Here is a 20,769-nt window from a genome sequence, read left to right on the forward strand (position 1 = left end):
ATTAAAATAAGTTAGTGTGTTGAATCTTTAAATATCGATTCAGTGAAAAATAGGTTGAAATAACACTGAAAAGAGAAGAACTTAGTACTGCTAATAAGAATAATTTAAGCTGATTACTTACATCAAAAAATAGAAAACCTGTTTCAGGTAAGTTTTGAATAAAGTAATAAAAAACGCCATTGGATACTAAATAACCTAAACCTCCTCCTAATAAACCTAATAATAGAGAGTTTAATAAATAGGGTTTACGTATAAACGCATTTGTTGACCCCAATAATTGCATTGTTTTAATTAATACCCGATTACTATGAATATTCAATCGAATGTAATTGGACAATTGAAGGTATACGAATCCACTTAGAATAATAATAAACACCAAAATAATCCAGCCTACATGCTTAATTTTAGATAGGAATGAGTCTAAAAAAGTATTTGGGTAAGTTACTTCATATACCCCTGGAAAATTCTTTAATTCACTTGCTATTTTTTCAAAAGATTTACCAGATTTATACTCTTCAGCAATACTTAAAATGAAGAGGTTTTTAAATGGATTATCTTCTCCTAGTAGGTCTTGGTAATTTTCATGATTCGACTTTAAAAAATCGGAGGCAATTTTATCTTTAGAAACAAATGAAACATCTTTTTTTACACCCAATGTTTGAATAAATGGCTTTTTAGCTAGCATTTTGTAAGATTCAATCAATTGTTGACTACTTAAAGAGTCTTCCATGTATACATACATTTTCATCTGTGATTTGATATCGTCTCCCCAGGATTTTATACCTACAAATAATTGAAAGAATACACAGATAATAAAGGCCAAACTAGAAATGGAGAAAATCAACAACACGTTGGTAGAACTCGGCTTAGCTTTGGAATATTTCATTTTTGATTATTTAATACTTCAATTTGATCTCTTAATCTAGCAGCTTCTTCGTAATTTTCTTCTAAAAGTGCTTTTTGTAAAAGCTCTTCTAACTCTGCAATACTGATAGTACTAGGTTGATAAACAGGAATATCCACTGAAAAGGAGAGGTCTTCTTCTATTTCATCCTCTTCTTCTTCATCTGGGATACAGATAGACTTCAGCAAACTTTCTTTAATGTAAATGTGCTTTTGAGCTCGTAATGCCAATGCTATAGAATCACTCGGACGAGCATCCATTTCAATTAGTGAACCATCCTGAAAAAATTCGATTTTAGCATAAAATATGCCTTCTTTGAAATCTGTAATTAACACACGATTTAAATCCAAATTTGATTTTTCAATCACTTGAATAAATAAATCGTGTGTTAAAGGTCTACTAGTCTGAATTTGCTCTAGGTAAACAGAAATAGCTTGAGCTTCTTGATTCCCAATTACGATTGGAAAACGTAAGTTGGGGTGGTCTTCTGATTGCAGGAGGAGAATAAAAGAACTCGCTCCAACTGAACTAGGAGATACAGAAACTATACTTAATTTTAAATAATCGTTCAAGGCTACATTTTAAAAAACAAATGTATCAAAAAATGGCCTAAAATTAATGGCTTTTAAGCTTATTTAACAATCTAGGAAGTACATCAAATACATCTCCAACTATACCATAATCTGCATGCTTGAAAAAAGGTGCTTCAGGATCGTTGTTGATAACGACAATTTTTCTTGAACCATTAACTCCTGCCAAATGCTGAATGGCACCAGAAATACCACATGCTATATATAATTTAGGAGCTATTTTAACTCCAGTTTGTCCAACGTGCTCGTGGTGAGGTCTCCAATTTAGGTCAGAAACAGGTTTTGAACATGCTGTTGCAGCTCCCAATTCTTTTGCTAAATCTTCTACAATACCCCAGTTGGAAGGATCTTTAAAGCCTCTTCCAGCACCTACAACAATGGCTGCATCTGGCAATGGAATTGCACCCGTTAAGGGATAATTTTCAATTAATTTATTTTGAGCATCAGTTCCTAATGCAATTACAGCTTGACTTATGGCTGAATTACCTGCCTGAGAGGTAGTTTCAAACGTAAACGACTTATTAAATGCTGCAATAAATGAATTATTATTTATCTCAGTAGTTAATGTTGCCTTTCCTGAAAATATCGATTTAGTCAATTGATAACCATCAGATACTTTTGCTAATTTAAGTACATTAGAAACTAGTGGAATCGATAATGATTCTGCAAAAAATGCAGCGATGCTATCCACCAGTAATGATTTTACATAAAAGAATTGACCTATTTCTTTTTGCTTAATATCCTCCAATAGTGGGGCAATGACCTGATTATTATTTACTAATCCTGGAATTGTGATATGGATATATTGCTTAATAGAACTGAACGAATTAAATGAATCGGATGATTGTTCTTCGAAACCATATACATAAATCCCTTCTAATCCATTTTGTACAAGCCAACTACTTGAAAGATCCAATAAGCGTTTAGAACTTTCCGAAATTTGACCGTTTTTACTATCTACAAATACTGCTAAATTTTTCATCTTATATCAGGTTTTCACTTTTTAATATGTCGATTAATGATTCTGCATTTTCAGCAGGAATCATTTTTTGTAAGCGCTCCGTTTCAACCACATGAGCAGCAATATGCTGTTCAAAATTTGAATGATTAGGGAAGATTACAGCTATTTCTTTAGTTCTAGCTGTCATGATACCTCGCATAGAAGGTATTTTCCATTCTGCGATGGGTTCCTGACATCCTAATACCGCAGGGAGTGTTGTGCTAACTTTTGATTTACCTGAATCAGTTTCAATCTCTAGGATTAATTTATCTGTATCTAAATCCAAATGCATCACTGGTGAAAAATGATTGTAGGATAAACCATGAGCTACTAATGCATGAACGATGCCACTATTATAGTCAATGGATTCCTTTCCCATCATAATGAGATCAAATGATTGATCTTTGGCATAGTGAATGATTTCTTGAGCTACTTGGTAAGAATCTAATGCTGCCGTATCAATTCGAACAGCTCGATCTGCACCTAATGCCAAACATTTTCTGATTAATGCTTCAGAATCAGAAGATCCTACATGTAAAACCACTAATTCAGCTTGGGTTTGCTCCTTGATTTCAATGGCTCTTGATAGGGCATAATCATCGTAGGGACCAACAATAAAAGTTATACCCTCTGAATTAATACGAGTATTTGTTGAATCTAGTGTAATTTTGGAAGTCGTATCAGGTACGACTGATATGCAAACTAAGATTTTCATAGGCGATTAAATAAAAATGTATGCAAGCATACTAATTTGTTTTTAAAATTACAAAAATGGAGCGTAAAGAATTTATAAAAAATGAAATAAAAGAGGAGCCAGAGAACCCTTTCAATTATTATTTAATGGCTTTAGAATTAAAGAAAGAAGGGGATATGAGTGGGTCAATCACTGTTTTTGATCAATTGATGAAACAATTCCCTATGTACATACCAACGTATTATAGCTTTGCCGACTTGTTAATTGAATTAGAACAAGACGACAAAGCCAAACTAGTAGTAAAAAAAGGAATTGAGGTGGCCGAAATTGGAAGTGCAAGCAAAGCGCTGCATGAATTAAGGCAATTATGGGAACTAAACTTTTAAGTTAACAACACTTCTTCTAAGTCTTTTTCGATAATTAAATTTTCAATAATGAATTTTTGCCTCTCGGGTGTATTTTTACCCATATAATAGGTCAATAATTGAGGAATCGTAAATTCCTTTTCAAGAATCACGGGTTCTAATTTGATATTTTCCCCGATAAAAGTTCCAAACTCTTCTGGAGAAATTTCACCTAATCCTTTGAATCGAGTAATTTCTGGCTTAGGACTTAATTTTTCAATCGCATTTCTTCTTTCTTCGTCAGAATAACAATAGATCGTTTCTTTTTTATTTCTAACACGAAATAGGGGAGTTTCTAAAATATACAAATGCCCATTACGAACTAAATCAGGGAAGAATTGAAGAAAGAAAGTTAAAATCAATAAGCGAATGTGCATCCCATCCACATCGGCATCAGTAGCAATTACAATTTTATTATAACGCAAATTATCAAGGCTATCTTCGATATCTAAGGCATGTTGCAATAAATTAAACTCTTCGTTTTCGTATACGATTTTCTTAGTCAAACCAAAGCAGTTCAAAGGCTTACCTCGAAGGCTGAATACGGCTTGGGTTTGAACATCCCTAGATTTAGTAATTGATCCACTAGCTGAGTCTCCCTCAGTGATGAATAGAATTGTATCATGTCGAGCATCTGATTTTTCATCTGGTAAATGAACACGACAATCCCTTAATTTTTTATTGTGAAGATTTGCTTTTTTTGCCCTTTCATTGGCTAATTTTTTGATACCTGCAATATCCTTTCTTTCTCGTTCCGATTGCAAAATCCGCTTTAAAATGGCATCTGCAGTGCTCGGGTTCTTATGTAAAAAATTATCTAATTCTGTTTTAACAAAATCTCCTATAAAGGAGCGAATGGAAGTTGAATTAGAATCTGGAGAAATGGTTGTAGAACCTAATTTTGTCTTAGTTTGAGATTCAAATACAGGCTCTTGAACACGAATAGCAATTGCACCAACGATACTTGCTCTAACATCAGAAGGATCAAAATCCTTTTTATAAAATTCCCTGACCGTTTTAACAATGGCTTCTCTAAATGCAGCTAAATGGGTACCACCTTGCGTCGTATTTTGACCATTGACAAACGAATAGTATTCTTCCCCGTATTGGTTGTTATGCGTAATAGCTAATTCAATATCATTGCCTTTCAAATGTATAATAGGGTATCTATTTTCTTCGGCATTGGTCTTTTTAGATAATAAATCTAATAATCCATTTTGAGAAAAATATTTCTCCCCATTAAAATTAATGGACAATCCTGCGTTCAAATAAGCATAATTCCAGAATAAGGAATCCAGGTACTGGGGAATGAAATGGTAATTTTTGAATATGCTATTATCTGGTTCAAAGCAGACATGTGTTCCGCTTTTGGCATTAGATGCTTCAAATCCATCTGATTCAGCAGTTAATTCACCTTTACAGAATTCCGCCCATTTGGTTTGACCATCTCGATATGATTGTACCTTGAAATATTGAGAAAGTGCATTGGTAGCTTTTGTACCAACACCATTTAGACCAACTGATTTCTGGAAAGCGCCAGAATCATACTTTCCTCCCGTATTAATTTTTGAAACGCAATCAATGACTTTACCTAATGGTATTCCGCGACCATAATCTCGAACTTCTACTTTATGATCTGAAATTTTAACTTCAATAACCTTTCCGTTACCCATCATGTGCTCATCGATGGAATTATCCATGATTTCTTTCACGAGCACATAAATACCATCGTCCACAGATGAACCATCTCCTAATTTTCCAATATACATTCCCGGTCTTAATCGGATATGTTCTTTCCAATCTAAAGATCGGATACTGTCATCGTTATAAATCGGGGGGGTACTGTTAATTTCTTCCACTAGATAATTTTTGTCAATATTAATTTAAATAACACGTTACTCGATCGTGCAATTAGCTTTAAAGTTAGCATTAAATCATGTTTTTTCTTTAATTTGCAGTCAAATTAGAAATAAAAGACTTTATGAACAAAAAGTTTTCTTTTGTCTTAATGGCAATTTTGTTGTTAAGTACAAAAATGATGAGTCAAACGATTCCATTCGGAGTACAAGGTCAGCTTTTAGACCGAATGAACAATAATCCTTCTAATAGTCAAATCAGAACTCAGCCTCAAAATCAAGCTAATGTGGGTCGTAGAACTATTACGACAACACCCAAGCAAAAGCAAAATTACGATAGCTTAATGGCTGAGCGTAAAAGAAACGCTGGTGAAATAGCCAATGAGGATACTGCTGTTTATAACCTTAGAAAACGAATTTTCGGTTATTCTATCTTTAATAATAAAACAGGCACTTTTGAACCTAATTTGAAAATAGCTACACCTAAATCATATGTTTTAGGGCCAGATGATGAATTAATCATCGATATCAATGGATATTCAGAAGATCATTACAACCTAACAGTTAGTCCAGACGGCTACGTGAAGATTAACCGAATTGGTAATGTATATGTGGCTGGTTTAACGATAGAAGAAGCAAAAAGTAGAATTATTTCTAAACTATCTCAAATTTTTGTTGGACTTCGTAAAGAAGGTAGTGGCCCCAGCAGTACTAATTTATATGCTTCTATTTCATTAGGAAGCATACGTACCGTTAATGTAACGGTTCAAGGAGAGGTATTATTCCCAGGTACTTATTCTGTTCCTTCCTTAGCAAGAGTGATGAACGTTTTATATTTAGCTGGTGGACCTAATCAAAATGGTACTTATCGTGAGATTCAATTAATCCGAAATAAAAAAGTAATTGCTACGATTGATTTATATGATTTTTTAACAGCTGGAATTCAGAAAAATGATGTCAATATTCACGACCAAGATATCATTAAAGTTGGAGTCTATAAAAATAGAATTGAAGTAAAAGGGAAGGTTAAGAGGCCAGCTTTATTTGAAATTAAGTCACAGGAGAGTTTGACAAAAGTAATTCAAGAATTTGCTGGCGGTTTTACAGAAGATGCTTTTAAGGAATTAGTAAAGATTACTCGTTACACTAATCGTGAACGTAAGTTAATTGACCTAAATGCAGCATTGATGGATTCATTTAGTCCACAAACGGGAGATATCATACAGGTAGAATCAGTTAATCAGGATCGCTTTGAAAATAAGCTAACCATCGTAGGTGAGGTATTTAGACCTGGCCAATTTGCGCTAGAAGGAAGTCCAAGCTTATTGAAATTAATAGATAGAGCCGGAGGATTAAAAGAAAATGCATTCTTGGATCGTGTTTTGATTCAACGTATCAATCCAGATTTATCTAAAACAAATTTGTCCGTTAATTTAAAGGATATTTTAAATAACAAATCAAAGGATATTCCATTAAGGAGAGAAGATAACGTTTCCATTTTCTCCATTTTAGATTTGAAAGAAGGCTATACAGTTACTATACATGGTGAAATCAACTTAAAGCGAAACGATATCATTTTGGATAATAAATTGGACGGTAGCAATAAATTAGAATCCAACGGTGGTAAGGTTTCTAGTTCACAAGAAAATGCAATCAAATCTAATACTGATAAAATTAACTCGGAGAACAATGCTGTTCAGATAGAAAGTGAAATATCGGAGGAGTTGAAATCCAATGAAGCTGCGAATCAATTGATCAATCGTCAATTAAAATTAACACTCCCATTTGTAGAAAAAATGACTGTAGAGGATTTAATCCTACAAGCTGGTGGTTTAAGAGAATCTGCTGCTACAGGCGTGGTTGAAATTGTTAGAAGAAAAAAGAATTTGGCTGACAATACGCCAATCAATTCGCAAATAGCTGAGATTATACGTTTCTCTATTAGTAAGAAGTTGCAATTAGACGAAACTGCTTCAACTTTTGAATTACAGCCTTACGATGAGGTATTTATTCGCTCTTCGCCTAATTATGAGTTGCAACAATTCATTACCATTCAAGGACAAGTTGTTTATCCTGGTGTTTATGGCTTGGAAAAGAAGGATGAACGTTTAAGTGAAATTATCACAAGAGCAGGTGGTTTAAATAGACAAGCTTATCCTAAAGGAGCTAAGTTGATTCGTAAAATTCAATTAACAGAATTTGAGAAAAATAGAAGAACGGAGCAATTAAATGAAATTCAAGATAACTTCACTGGAATTACTGCACCAAGAGAACAAGCCATTGCTAATAAGACGAAAGAAACTATTGGTATCGACTTAGTAAAAGCATTAAAAAACCCAGGTGGTGAAGATGATTTATACGTTTTAGAAGGTGATATTATTGATATCCCGAAAGAACCACAAACTGTTAAAGTCTCAGGTGAAGTTCTTTATCCTAATAGTGTGAAGTATTTAGATGGAAAATCATTCTATGATTTCATTTCAGAGGCAGGAGGGTTTACATCTAGTTCTGCTAGAAAAAGAGCCTATGTACTTTATTCTAATGGATCAGTGAAAAGAACGAAATCATTTTTATTCTTTCGTTTTCATCCTAAAATTGAACAAGGGGCTGAAATTATTGTTCCTAAGAAATCTAAAGTGGCTACTGGACAACAAATTGTATCAGTTGTATCTATCTTCACAGGAACCCTTACTAGTTTAATTGGTATTATTACCTTGATTAAGGCTACATCAAACTAATCACATGGCAGAGTTAAGATCTGATCAATTTTCTTTCAAGCGCTTACTTTTTAAGTGCTTTTTATTGATTCCTTTTTTCAAAAAGAATCGTAAAAAACTACTCATAGGGGCATTTATTGGTTTTGCAGCAGGTATTAGTGTTGAGATTATTCGTAGTCAAAATAAAATTTATAAGGCTCAAATCGTGTTTGTCATGGATTCTGAAGGATCAAGTGGCGGAGGATTAGCCGATATAGCTAGTAGCTTAGGATTGGGAGGATTTACTGCTAGTAATTCACTATTTAGCGGGGAAAATTTCAAAGAACTTTTGAAAACAAAAGCTCTGTTCAGAAAAGCCTTGTTAACCCGTGTCAAGTTTGGAGACAAAGAGGATTTATTTGCCAATTTCTTCTTACAAAAGGCTGATTTGAAAAAACACGAGTGGAGTGATTTACCTGATGATTTCTTTAACTACCGTTTTAAAATCTCAGATCCAAGTCAAGCCAATGAGCAAGATAGAAATATCATGAACGCCATTTATGAATATTTAAAAGGAAATACGGTAATTAGTAATGAAAACCCAAAATCATCCTTTTTAACTATGACGGTTGAAACACGTAATGATACGTTGAGTTATACATGGTCTAAGTTATATTTGAAAACGGTTACTGAATTCTACATTCAAACAAAAACTAAAAAATCCAAAGAACTTTTAGTGATTATGGATAAAAGGGTAGATTCACTGCGCTCAGCTTTGTACTATACCCAAGGTAAACTAGCGAATTACAATGACCAAAATCAACAGATCATTTATCAAAGAGCTAGAATTACAGCAGAAAGGTTACAAATGAATTCTTCTCAGCTACAAAGTATGTATTTTGAAGCTGTACGAAATTTTGATAACCTGAAGTTCTCACTTATTAAAGAGTCTCCTTTATTTACAATCATTTCAGATTCTGAGCTTCCTACTAAAATTGAGGTTTATTTTTGGGGTCCCATTACCTTAGTAGCTGTAGTCATAGGCATGTTAATAACATCCTTATTGATTTATATAGGAAGTGTTTATAGAGAATTAATGGCTTAGTTTACATGAATCTTATACAACAGAAAATCAAGGAGATTAGTAGTGATTGGGAGTTATTGGTCATCTTAGCCAAAAGAGATATTTCCGTTAGATACAAGCAAACTATTTTAGGTTTAAGCTGGGCTATCGTTAAGCCAGTGGCCACCATGTTAGTATTTTTATTTGCATATAAACAGGTTGCAAAAATTCAAGACTTATCGGGTTATCCTATTCAATTGGTGATATTTTCAGGCATCCTATTTTGGAATTATTTTGCTAATTCACTTCAGGCAATTAGCAACTCTATATTAGTGAATAGTAACTTAATTTCTAAAGTCTATTTTCCGCGTTTAATTATTTGTTTTTCTTCTATTGCTGTTTCATTAGTCGATTTCGTAGTAGGATTAGCTGTTTATCTAATTTTGACACTTAGTTTACATCAAAGCATATCTCCTTATATTGTTTTACTGCCATTGGCATTACTGATTACTAGTTTATTTGCCTTAGGATTTGGTTTAATATTTGCCTCCTTTTCTGTTAAATACCGGGATGTACAACAAATCATTCCTTTGATCGTACAATATGGATTTTTTGCTACTCCCATTGTTTATACGACGAAACAATTATCAGAAAAATCATGGTTTTTATATTACAATATATTAAATCCATTAGCAGGTTTAGTAGAAATGTTTAGAGCTTGCTTAATTAGCCAATACGATTTACTAACAGTTCAAAACTTAGGTATAAGTATCATTGCTAGTATTTTGGTATTTATCCTAGGCATTATCATTTTTGACAAAAGAGAAGACTCCTTCGTGGATTATTTATAACATTTATGCACATTATTGAAGTCGATTCCATTTCTAAAAAGTACGAGCTTTCAGCCAATAAAGGGGCTGTTAGTATAAAGAATGGCTTGAAAAACTTGTTGACCAAAGAAGAAAAAGAAATTTTTTGGGCAGTCAATGATGTTTCTTTTGCATTAAATCGTGGTGACAAACTAGGAATTGTTGGAAGTAATGGGGCGGGTAAATCTACATTATTAAAAATCTTAAGTAAGATTACAAAACCTACAAGTGGTGAAATTCATGTAAGAGGTAAAGTAGCAAGCTTATTAGAGGTTGGAACAGGTTTTCATCCAGAGTTAACTGGAAGGGAAAACATCTTTTTGAATGGTGCAATTTTAGGTATGTCTAAGCATGAGATAAAATCGCAATTTGATGAAATTGTTGATTTTGCTGGTGAACAAATATCCCGCTTTCTAGATACACCTGTTAAGCGATATTCCTCTGGAATGTATGTTCGTTTAGGATTTGCTATTTCAGCGCATTTAAACCCTGAAATTCTCATTGTAGATGAAGTACTTGCGGTAGGAGATGCAGATTTCCAAAAGAAGTCCTTAGGTAAAATGCGCGAAGTTGCAGCCAATGATAAAACCATTTTGTTTGTAAGTCATAACTTGACGGCTGTAGCTAATTTGTGTAATAAAACCTTACACCTTGAAAGGGGTAGGGTAAAGCAATTTGGGGAAACAGGAGAGGTGCTTTCCAATTATATGGCGGCGCTTCAAACCAATCGTTTGGAACAAAGTTATGAGTCATTTGATGCCGCTCCAGGGTCTCAGCAGATTCGCTTGAAAAAAGCTACATTAATTCCTGAATTGCTAGAAGGGCAGACTTATTTAGATATTAGGAACAAGATTAATATTAGTATTGAATTTTGGAATACAGAACCTAACCAGCAATTAAACATCAGTTTACATTTATTTGCTAGCACTGGTGAATGCGTATTTAATGTAGGCACACCTCCGGGAAACTTTGGAATAGGATTAGTACAAGCTAACTTGGAGATTCCGGGCCATTTCTTAAATGATGGGACTTACCTTATTTCTTTTATGGTTGTCAAGGATAAGTCCATTGTCTTATATAACTTCGAGGAAGTATTTAACTTTGAGATTGCTGATTTCAGGGAAGATACTACCTGGTATGGCAAATGGCCGGGTTATGTAAGACCAGTATTTCCTTTTCCAATTCGTCAACTATCTGATTCTATCTAATTATGCTACATGTTACCAAATCGTTCTTGCCTGATTTAAAAGAATATGTCAGCTATTTAGAACGTATTTGGGAGAGCAATCATTTAACCAATGATGGGCCCTTATTAAGAGAATTAGAGCAGAAACTTCGCGATTACTTACAAGTAGAGCATGTTATTTTTGTCACCAATGGCACCATTGCCTTGCAATTGGCTTTAAAAGCACTACAAGTAAAAGGTGAAGTTATTACTACACCATTCTCATACTGTGCTACTTCAAACTCCATTCTCTGGGAAGGATCTACACCTATTTTCGCAGATATAGACGCCAATAGCCTAACAGTAGAATCAGCTCAAATTAAGTCGAAAATTACTTCGAATACCCAAGCTATCTTAACTACTCACGTATATGGTAATGCGGGCGACTTAGAAGCTCAGGAAGAAATAGCGGCTGCTTATGACATTCCCCTCATCTATGATGGCGCACATGCGTTTGGAGTTAACTATAAGGGAAAATCTATTTTCAATTATGGTACTGTAAGCACTTGTAGCTTTCATGCAACTAAAGTATTCCATAGTGTTGAGGGTGGAGCTGTGGTGACAAATGATTCAAAACTAGCCGCTAAAATCATTGAATTGCGGAGCTTTGGACATAAAAATGACGATTATTTCTCAGCTGGAATTAATGGCAAGAATTCAGAATTTCATGCGGCAATGGGATTAGTGAATCTAGGTCATTTTGAACAAATTAGAAATTACCGTAAATGGGCATGTGAGCTATATGATAGTCTGTTACAAGTACCTGGAGATGCGATTCAATTCAATCCTGTCATGGAAAGGAATTACAGTTACTATCCTGTGATGTTTCCGACTGAAGGTTCATTATTAAAAGCTGTTTCTAAGTTAAATGCCGTACAAATTAATCCAAGAAGATATTTCTACCCATCTTTGAATACACTTAGTTTTGTGGATAAACAGTCTTGCCCAGTATCAGAAGATATAGCATTAAGAGTATTGTGTTTACCTTTAAGTGCTGAAATTAAAGAAGATGAAATTAGACTGATTTCGGATTTAGTGAATCAATCCTTTAATTAAAAAAACGATGTATTGGATAGCATTCATTTCATTTATATTGATGAACTACAAGGTAGCGTCTAAGATTTCAAACAAAAACTTAGAAGAGATCCTAATTATAGGGTTTACCATTTATACAAGTAGTGTTATTTTAACAGGTTATGGATTATCTGCCTTTGGGCTTTGGGATAGCCGTATTTTATGGGCTATTATTCCATTTTTCATAACCTCATTGACCTATTATTTTTTTCAAAGACCTGTATTTGCCTTTGAAATGGAACATATATCTGCTTTTAAAGTTATAGGTTCAGCAATTCAAACAACACATCAAACCTATTCCAAGTTATCAGGTATTGAGCGATTTATTTTTGCCTGTCTATTCTGGTCTTTCCTGATTATTTGTGTCTTACAAACCTCTTTGGTATTCAATAGTCCTCCCAATGAATGGGACAGCATGACTGGGCATTTGAATCGAGTCATTTATTTCCTCAAACGAGGCACTATGTCTCACTTTATAGGCACTAATTGGAATATAGACACATATCCAAGAAGTTTTTGTTCCTTACAAGTGTATCCCTTTTTAATGAGTGGCTACAATGAATATTTATTCAAGCTTCCCAACATTGGATCATATTGGATTTTATCTTTTGGAATTTATGGAATACTCAAAAATCTAGGAATTAAATTCAAAACTAGGTTATTCTTAAGCATCATCTTTTTATTCCTGCCTAATGTTCTGATGCAATCCATTACCACAGAAACGGATATTGTACTTGCAGCATATTTGTGCACGATTGTATATTACTTAGTAGCATATAAAAAACAAGAGAAAACCATTTATTTATATTTAGCTGGTTTAACATTTGGTTTAGCTTTAAGTCATAAAATAACCTTTGTATTTTCATTCATTCCATTACTTATTTTGTATGCCTATTGCTTTATGCCAGCCATAAAAAAACGGGCCATATTTGTCATAAAGCACTTATTTATAGCTCACTTTTTAGGTGCAGTCTTGTATGTAGCAGCTACAGGTTACATCGCTAATTATATACATTATGGACATCCTATTGGACCTCCAACAGCCACGCAACATCAATCAGTTGAAAGAGCAGGAAGTTTAGGTAATTTATTGATTCAAGGAAGCCGAAATGTGGTCAGGTATGGATTTGATTTATTTAATTTTGATGGTCTAAGAAACATCATGGTGGTTGAAAAGCTTAATCATGCCATGAAAGCACCTTTTAGAGTAATTGACCATGGTTTGCATTTAGGCTTAGAAAAAGTAACTGAATTCACCATTATTCCATTTACGTTCGATAAACGATTTGAATACTTTAATGGTAGTCCAATTTATGGTAGCATTTTTATATTCATTGTACTACCCAGTTTATTGATGTTTATTAGAAGACCCAATTGGACTCTGGGCTTGTTTTCACTTGCATTTGCCATCCATTTTGCAACTTTGGCATTTACAGCAGCATATGATCCTTGGAAAGGGCGTTATATGATAAGTTCCGCTATCTATTTGTTTCCTGTGTTAACCTATATTTCCAGCTATATCTTCGAAAGAAAGCAACATTTTATATCGAGTATAATTTTGGGGTCCGTGGTTGTCATTATCAGTTTATCCGCCATATTGACGTTAGGTCTCAATATTCGAGCATTACCGTTTAATGCTTATGGGAAAAAGTCCATATTAGAACTTGACAGGGTATCGGCATTAACCATCAATCGACCAGACATCACAAAAGCATATCAAAACTTTGAAAAATTAGTACCTGTTAATGCAACAGTTGCACTTGGTACAATTAATGATGATTTTGAATATCCATTATGGGGCGCAAAATTTAGCAGAAAATTAATTCCGCTAAACCCATTTGAACAGGGCATTCAAGCAATTCCCGCTGAAGCTCAATACTTATTTTTTAGCAAAAACGTATTTCAACCTCAAAAAGGAGATATTCGATTAGGAACGGATACAACGATGGTAGAAGGGGTCTTGGTACGTGGAGAAGATTATTATTTAAGAAAACTGCACTAAGTTTTCTGCTTTTTCTTTTTGGCAGAAGGGAATAAGATATTGTTTAATATTAATCGATATCCTGCCGAGTTTTTGTGAAGACTTAAATCGGTATGTTCTTCATTAACAAAATGTTGATAATCTTCTGGATCATGACCTCCTAAAAAAGCGAAAAATCCTTTTCCTACTTGTCCATACAAGTATTTCACTTCCTTTAAACTTTCATTTTCGGCTAAAATAGTTACTTCTGATTTAACTGTTGAACTCGCAAAACCAGTTGTTTGTCCCATAAAACCGTGAATAACTTGCTGGTGGTTTTGCGTTAACATACAGGGAATCATATCTGATTTAGCAGAAAACTCATTGAGTTCAAAAAAATCATTCTCCTCTGCAATAGGCCTTTGAGTATAATTGGGAGCCGAATCAATGGTGGAAAATTCGTTTACTCGATAATTAAGAATTAAGGAGAAATCTTTAAAAGCAACGGTATTTTTAAAATTCAAATTATCAGCGCTAATATTGGACGATGTGGCATCTCCATCGTAAAATGCAGGAACAGCATCCATTCCCAAAGTTGCTAAAGCAATATCAAATGTATCCGTAGCAGTACACATAGCAAATAGATATCCGCCACCTAACATAAAGTCCTTAATCATGGATGCCACTTTTCCTTTCATTTGAGAAACTTTTGAAAAACCATTTTTCTTAGCCATCTGCTGGTCTTCCTGCAATTGCAATTGATACCAAACTTGATCTTTTTGGGTAAACATCTTACCCATTTGTCCGGTAAAATCTTCATGGTGCAAATGCACCCAATCGTATTTAGCCAAATTACCATCGAGCACATCTTGATCATAAATCGTCTCAAAGGGTATTTCAGCGTAGGTGAGGGCCAATGAAACGGCATCATCCCATGGAGAGGCCGATTTGGGAGAATAAAGCGCTATTTTAGGAACCTTTTGCAAGGTAGCTTGTTCCATATTTGAACTTTCAGAATTGACTTCAGCTAAAATTTGATTAGCTGATTGATCTGAGATGATTTGATAAGAAATTCCTTTACTTAATAAATCTTTTGAAAAATTAGGATAATATTCCATCAGAAAAGATCCTCCTTTGTAATTCAAAAGCCAAGAAACTTTAGCATCTTCTCCTTGCAAGACCTTGTAGGTAAAACCATAGGCTTTTAAATGGTTCGTTTGGCTCTCATCCATTGGAATCAATAGCTTATTTGCTAGTATAGAGCTGAATGAAGAACAAAAAATGATTAATGGAAGAATTAGCCCTTTCATTGGTTTCTTAAGACGTAAATTATCTAATAAATTGCAAGGTAAAATTTAAACGGTAGGAGAACAACATGAATCTTAAGGAAAACGTATTTGAAGGATTAAGATCGATCAAAGGTAATTTACTTAGAACGGTTTTAACGGCCTTAATCATTTCGCTTGGAATTACGTCTTTAGTTGGAATTTTAACTGCCATAGATGGTATTCAGAGCTCTGTAGATAATTCATTTTCGGGTTTAGGGGCTAATTCTTTTGACATTAGAAATCGACCTGCTATGCAAATAAGACGAGAAGGTCAAAGAGAAAAGAGATTTAAAAATATTGATTACCGACAAGCTAGTCGATATAAGACTTTATTTAGTTCCAAAGGAAAAGTATCCTTAAAAACGAATGTAAATTTCAATGCCATAGCTAAACATGCTTCTAAAAAGACCAATCCCAATACTCGCTTAGTAGGAATAGATGATAATTTCATGGAGCTGAAAGGTTACAAAGTTGGTCTGGGTAGAAATTTTTCCACCCATGAGTTTCAGCACGCTAATAATGTATGTTTGTTAGGTGTTGATGTCATTGATCAGTTGTATGAAAAAGAAAACCCAGTCAATTCTGAAATCATTGTCAGTGGACAAAAACTAAAAGTAGTTGGTATTCTAGAGAAAAAAGGAAGCATGATGGGTGGGGGAGATGATCGTGTGATCATGGTACCTTTAGAAACAGGCAGGAAAATGGCTGTAGGTAGAAATTTGACCTTTGATATTACGACTTCTTCTACCAAAGTAAAAAACCTAGATGATTTTATGGAAGAAGCTAGAGGGGCCATGCGTAAAGTTAGAATGGATCCCATAGGCGCCGAAGATTCTTTTTCCATTGATCGCTCAGATTCAATTGCTAAAAGCTTTGAAAATATTACTTCTTCTTTACGTATCGGGGGCTTTGTCATTGGCTTTATTACCTTATTAGGAGCAGCAATCGCCTTAATGAATATTATGATGGTATCAGTTACAGAAAGAACAAGAGAAATAGGTATTCGTAAATCATTAGGAGCGACACCTTTTAGAATCTTGCAACAATTCTTGATAGAGGCCATTGTTATCTGTCTATTAGGAGGTTTAGGAGGAATTGTATTAGCAATACCCATTGGAAACCTCATTGCTCAAGGCATTAGCTCTGGTAGTGCTAGCTTTATTATCCCTTGGGTTTGGATGATTACGGGTATTATTGTTTGTATTTTAGTTGGCTTATTTTCAGGAATTTACCCTGCATTTAAGGCCTCTAAATTAGACCCTGTAGATGCTCTACGCTACGAATAATTAAGAAATTATTAAATAGGTACTTGATTAATCGAAGGATTTGAAGTACTTTTGTGTCGCAATTAAGAATTGCCCAGATGGCGGAATTGGTAGACGCGCTGGTCTCAAACACCCGTGGGTGCAAGCCCGTGCCGGTTCGACTCCGGCTCTGGGTACAAGCCTCCTGAATTTCAGGAGGCTTTTACTTTTTTAAGCGGGCAAGTAATTTTTCCAATTATGATATGCCTGCACTGTTTCTTCAGTAAATTTCAAATCAGGTTCTATAGTCTTACGAATTTTCAACTGAGACACAGCTTCTTTGGGCGAGTTAAAGTATCCAATGCCAATTCCTGCCCCCAATGCTGCCCCCATAGCACCATCTGAATCCATTAAATCAACCGATATTTGAGTAGCATTGACTATACTCTGACTAAATACAGGACTTAAATACATATTGGCTAACCCAGCTTTTAATCGCTGAGGAGTGATTCCCACTTTATCCAATAATTCGATTCCATAAACTAAAGAGAAAGCTATGCCTTCTTGAACGGATCTTGAAATCTCTGCTGATTGATGACGGTTTAAATCTAAGTGTTGGAAACTAGCTCCTATAACTCGATTTTGAAATATTCGTTCTGCACCATTCCCAAAAGGCATAACAATTAAGCCTTTAGCACCAATTTCTGACTGTGAAGCTAAATCATTCATTTGTTGATATGAACTTGAACTAAAAAAGTTTTGCTTCAACCAACGGTTCATAATTCCTGTTCCATTGATACACATTAACACACCAATTCTTCTAAGAGATTCTTGATAATTTACATGAGCAAATGAATTGACCCGATTTCCTTGGTCATATTTTAATTCATCACTTACACCATATACTACTCCTGATGTTCCAGCTGTAGTCGCAATTTCACCGGGTTCCAAGACTCCTAATGACAAAGCATTGTTAGGTTGATCTCCTGCTTTGTATGTCACCTTAACGTACTCGTTCAAACCTAAACTCGTAGCAATTTGGGGTAAGATTTGACCATGATCTGAAAAAACAGGTTGAATGGTTGGAAATAAATCCTTAGAAAACCCAAAATGAGTTAACAATTCATTCGAAATTCTATTTTCCTTAAAATCCCAAAAAATACCTTCTGATAAAGAAGATGGAGTACAAGTTAGATTTCCAGTTAATTGAGCACCAATATAATCACCCGGTAAAACAACATGCTTTATTTTTTCAAATATCTCCGGTTGATTAACTTTTACCCAAGCTAATTTTGAAGCAGTAAAATTACCTGGAGAATTTAATAAATGTGATTGACAATAAGCCTCACCAAGAGCAGAAGCAGCTTTTTCACCTAAAGCACCTGCTCGGGAATCACACCAAATAATGGATGGCCTTAGTACTTGCAAATCTTTGTCCAAAACAACCAAACCGTGCATTTGGTACGAAATACCAATGGCATGAATGTCCAATGGATTATAAGTTCCCGAGGCATTTCCCTTTAAAAGGGCCTGTTGGGTACAATACCACCAATGAGCAGGATCCTGTTCAGCAAAGCCTGGTTGAGGTGAATATATTTCATTTTCTGTCTCTGGATAAGAGCAAGAAAAAAGAACTGTTTGCTTAGCAGCATCAACAATACTAACTTTAATCGAAGATGTGCCTACATCAATTCCACACAGTAGCATAAAAAGTCATTTAAATGTTAGAGATTCAAATTAATCACCACCAAGTTACAAGTCATTTTGCTTTAAACCATATACATTTTCAAGTAAAAGCGGGTGAAATATTTGCTCTCATCGGGAAAAGTGGTTCAGGAAAGAGTACTATTGCTAACATTGTTGTTGGACAAACCATTCAACCAGGTGCTTCCATTATAGTTAATGGCAAAGAATTAAACACCCAAATGGATCGTTTGATCAAGGTATTTAAAGAAGTAGGCTATGTACCTCAAAACCTGCATTTAATGCCGCACCATACGGTGGAGGAATACCTTCGTCGTCTAGGTCAAAAAATGACTAGTCAAGATTTAGAAAAATTTATTCAGAAAAATGTAAGACGATTTCGACTTAAATCTGTTAAAAACACAAAAATTCAACATCTTTCTGGAGGAGAAAGGCAAAAATTGGCCTTATTGGAAGCCATCAGCAAGCCAATTGAATTATTGGTTTTAGACGAACCCTTTAGTCAACTTGATACCGAGCAAAAATTAGAATTTTCTGAAATTTTCAAGCAGGTGGTTGAAGAAGAAAAAATACCCTGTCTGCTTATCAGTCATGATTTAGTAGACATATTAAGTCTAAGTCAGCAAGTCGGAATATTACATCAAGGTAAATTGATATTTCAGGGTGATTGGGTAAAATTCAAAAAATCCCAAAATAAGCATGTCCTTAAATTGCAACAAGCCATGAGGGTTTGGAAGGAAAAAATAGATACATTATTAAATGTTTGAATAAGCTTTCAAAGCCTGCGCATTTTGCGTGGTTATTTGAATTACTTCTGCCAAAGGCATTTCTCTATAATCTGCTAATTTTTGAGCAATTAAGCCTAAGTAGGCAGGGGAGTTAGGTTTTCCTCGATGAGGCACAGGACTTAAATAGGGTGCATCTGTTTCTAAAACCAATTGGGTTAGTGGAACATCTTGAATATCATGGTGGAGATTAGCATTTTTATACGTTAAAACACCTCCAATTCCCAAAGTATAACCCAAATCAACCAAGGTATTGGCTTCTCGAGCATCCCCAGAGAAACAATGAATAATACCTGTTAACTCTTTGAATTCTTTCTTTTTAAGTATAGCCAGTAAATCGGCATAGGCTTTTCTACAATGAACATCGATCCACAAATGATGCTCCAACGCCCAATGACATTGCATTTCAAAAGCTGCAATTTGTTGAGATTTGAAACTAACATCCCAATAATAATCTAAACCAATTTCACCAATAGCTAGTACTTTTTTACTTTGTAGTTCTTGTTCAAAAAATGCCAATTGCTGTACATAATCTTCTTTGACGTAGGTTGGGTGTAAACCTATCATCGGCTTACAAAATGACGTATTTGCTTGATATAAACTCCATAAAGCTGACCATGAATCTTGATCGCAATTTGGCAACCATACTTCCTCAATACCAGCCATTTTCATTTCATTGTATTGAACATCCCATTGCTGTGTAAAATGCTCATCATATAAATGTGCGTGGGTATCTATCATAGGGCGGATAATTGGAAGCCATTGTCATAACAATAGGCTAAAAATTCTGGTAAAATTACTTTTAAATGCGGAAATGCTTTTTGGCTATCATGAAAAACAATGATCGAACCAGCTTGAATATTCTTTAGGCAATTTCTAGTTATAGATGTATGAGATAAAGTCGAATTATAATCTCCGGTCAACAAAGACCACATGAAAATAGGTCCTAAATTGGTTGCATTTTTAATGATAGCCCGATTAACTCGACCATAAGGAGGTCTAAAACCTACACTAGGTATATCTAAGTCCAGAAAAACCTCATCACATGCTTGCTTATTAATGCGATAATCATCCTCTGATACTTTCCAAGCATTGAGATGGTTCATGGTATGATTACCTAAACTATGTCCTGCGGCATGAGCTGTCAATGCTAAATCTGGAAATAAGCGCATATTTTTACCAATGCAAAAAAAAGTGGCTTTTGCCTGATATTTATCTAACTCTTCTAAAACAAAATTGGTAATTTCAGGACTAGGTCCATCATCAAAAGTGAAATACACTTGATTTTCTTTGGCATCTGCTTTTTTATCCCAAATCAAACTAGGAAAAATAGCTGGCACTAGAGAAGGTAAACGATGAATGAACATGTATTT

Annotated in this window: 18 protein-coding genes and 1 tRNA gene; 10 read left to right on the top strand and 9 right to left on the bottom strand. The window is 34.6% G+C overall.

Going from position 1 to position 20,769, the window contains the following annotated elements:
- Position 1 precedes the first annotated feature (1 nt).
- Genes HME7025_RS07125 through HME7025_RS07140 form a run of 4 tightly spaced genes read right to left on the bottom strand, consistent with a single transcriptional unit; the run spans position 2 to position 3,209 of the window.
- The gene (locus HME7025_RS07125; RefSeq protein ID WP_109322972.1) at positions 2-886 is read right to left on the bottom strand and encodes a cell division protein FtsX; all 885 of its coding nucleotides are present in this window, start codon (positions 884-886) and stop codon (positions 2-4) included.
- Entirely contained in the window at positions 883-1,476 is a 594-nt protein-coding gene (locus HME7025_RS07130; RefSeq protein ID WP_109325039.1) for a bifunctional nuclease family protein, read from the bottom strand. Before HME7025_RS07130 ends, HME7025_RS07125 begins: the two co-directional genes overlap by 4 nt.
- Positions 1,477-1,519: 43 nt before the next feature.
- Entirely contained in the window at positions 1,520-2,476 is a 957-nt protein-coding gene (locus HME7025_RS07135; RefSeq protein ID WP_109322973.1) for an electron transfer flavoprotein subunit alpha/FixB family protein, read from the bottom strand.
- 1 nt (position 2,477) lies between these two features.
- Positions 2,478-3,209: an electron transfer flavoprotein subunit beta/FixA family protein gene (locus HME7025_RS07140; protein ID WP_109322974.1), complete on the bottom strand. Its 732-nt coding sequence runs from the start codon at positions 3,207-3,209 to the stop codon at positions 2,478-2,480.
- Positions 3,210-3,265: 56 nt separating this feature from the next.
- On the opposite strand from HME7025_RS07140, the gene HME7025_RS07145 reads away from it, so the two are divergent.
- Positions 3,266-3,574, top strand: coding sequence for a tetratricopeptide repeat protein (locus tag HME7025_RS07145; RefSeq protein WP_109322975.1), 309 nt, complete (start codon positions 3,266-3,268; stop codon positions 3,572-3,574).
- On the opposite strand, the gene HME7025_RS07150 is transcribed toward HME7025_RS07145, so the two are convergent.
- A complete protein-coding gene (locus HME7025_RS07150) occupies positions 3,571-5,451 on the bottom strand; it encodes a DNA topoisomerase IV subunit B (RefSeq protein ID WP_394336386.1) in 1,881 nt (626 codons plus the stop codon). The genes HME7025_RS07145 and HME7025_RS07150 overlap by 4 nt on opposite strands.
- A gap of 122 nt (positions 5,452-5,573) precedes the next feature.
- Here HME7025_RS07150 and HME7025_RS07155 point away from each other — a divergent pair, with 122 nt between their 5' ends.
- From HME7025_RS07155 to HME7025_RS07180, 6 genes are read left to right on the top strand one after another with little or no spacing between them, the layout of a single operon-like run.
- Positions 5,574-8,186, top strand: coding sequence for an SLBB domain-containing protein (locus HME7025_RS07155; protein WP_109322977.1), 2,613 nt, complete (start codon positions 5,574-5,576; stop codon positions 8,184-8,186).
- A gap of 4 nt (positions 8,187-8,190) precedes the next feature.
- Positions 8,191-9,249: a hypothetical protein gene (locus tag HME7025_RS07160; RefSeq protein ID WP_109322978.1), complete on the top strand. Its 1,059-nt coding sequence runs from the start codon at positions 8,191-8,193 to the stop codon at positions 9,247-9,249.
- A 5-nt stretch (positions 9,250-9,254) separates the two neighbouring features.
- Positions 9,255-10,058: an ABC transporter permease gene (locus HME7025_RS07165; protein ID WP_109322979.1), complete on the top strand. Its 804-nt coding sequence runs from the start codon at positions 9,255-9,257 to the stop codon at positions 10,056-10,058.
- 5 nt (positions 10,059-10,063) lie between these two features.
- Complete coding sequence (locus tag HME7025_RS07170) at positions 10,064-11,284, top strand: ABC transporter ATP-binding protein (RefSeq protein ID WP_109322980.1); 1,221 nt, start codon at positions 10,064-10,066, stop codon at positions 11,282-11,284.
- Between the two features lie 2 nt (positions 11,285-11,286).
- Positions 11,287-12,357 carry a DegT/DnrJ/EryC1/StrS family aminotransferase gene (locus tag HME7025_RS07175; RefSeq protein ID WP_109322981.1) on the top strand — a complete coding sequence of 357 codons (1,071 nt, stop codon included), beginning with the start codon at positions 11,287-11,289 and terminating at the stop codon, positions 12,355-12,357.
- Positions 12,358-12,397: 40 nt separating this feature from the next.
- The gene (locus tag HME7025_RS07180; RefSeq protein ID WP_161956222.1) at positions 12,398-14,377 is read left to right on the top strand and encodes an ArnT family glycosyltransferase; all 1,980 of its coding nucleotides are present in this window, start codon (positions 12,398-12,400) and stop codon (positions 14,375-14,377) included.
- Here the strand turns inward: HME7025_RS07180 and HME7025_RS07185 are convergent.
- On the bottom strand, positions 14,374-15,645 hold the full coding sequence (locus HME7025_RS07185; protein WP_109322983.1) for an asparagine synthetase B: 1,272 nt from the start codon (positions 15,643-15,645) through the stop codon (positions 14,374-14,376). The genes HME7025_RS07180 and HME7025_RS07185 overlap by 4 nt on opposite strands.
- A 65-nt stretch (positions 15,646-15,710) precedes the next feature.
- Here HME7025_RS07185 and HME7025_RS07190 point away from each other — a divergent pair, with 65 nt between their 5' ends.
- Entirely contained in the window at positions 15,711-16,949 is a 1,239-nt protein-coding gene (locus HME7025_RS07190; protein ID WP_109322984.1) for an ABC transporter permease, read from the top strand.
- Positions 16,950-17,020: 71 nt separating this feature from the next.
- Positions 17,021-17,104, top strand: a tRNA-Leu gene (locus tag HME7025_RS07195).
- Between the two features lie 34 nt (positions 17,105-17,138).
- Here the strand turns inward: HME7025_RS07195 and HME7025_RS07200 are convergent.
- Complete coding sequence (locus HME7025_RS07200; RefSeq protein WP_109322985.1) at positions 17,139-18,614, bottom strand: xylulokinase; 1,476 nt, start codon at positions 18,612-18,614, stop codon at positions 17,139-17,141.
- Positions 18,615-18,628: 14 nt separating this feature from the next.
- Between HME7025_RS07200 and HME7025_RS07205 the strand changes: the two genes are divergently transcribed.
- The gene (locus HME7025_RS07205) at positions 18,629-19,378 is read left to right on the top strand and encodes an ATP-binding cassette domain-containing protein (protein WP_109322986.1); all 750 of its coding nucleotides are present in this window, start codon (positions 18,629-18,631) and stop codon (positions 19,376-19,378) included.
- Here the strand turns inward: HME7025_RS07205 and HME7025_RS07210 are convergent.
- Both HME7025_RS07210 and HME7025_RS07215 read right to left on the bottom strand, forming a co-directional pair.
- Entirely contained in the window at positions 19,367-20,137 is a 771-nt protein-coding gene (locus HME7025_RS07210; RefSeq protein WP_109322987.1) for a TatD family hydrolase, read from the bottom strand. The genes HME7025_RS07205 and HME7025_RS07210 overlap by 12 nt on opposite strands.
- On the bottom strand, positions 20,134-20,763 hold the full coding sequence (locus tag HME7025_RS07215; RefSeq protein ID WP_109322988.1) for a polysaccharide deacetylase family protein: 630 nt from the start codon (positions 20,761-20,763) through the stop codon (positions 20,134-20,136). Before HME7025_RS07215 ends, HME7025_RS07210 begins: the two co-directional genes overlap by 4 nt.
- Positions 20,764-20,769: the final 6 nt, after the last annotated feature.

The organism is Aquirufa nivalisilvae, from assembly GCF_003143535.1.
Lineage (GTDB): Bacteria > Bacteroidota > Bacteroidia > Cytophagales > Spirosomataceae > Aquirufa > Aquirufa nivalisilvae.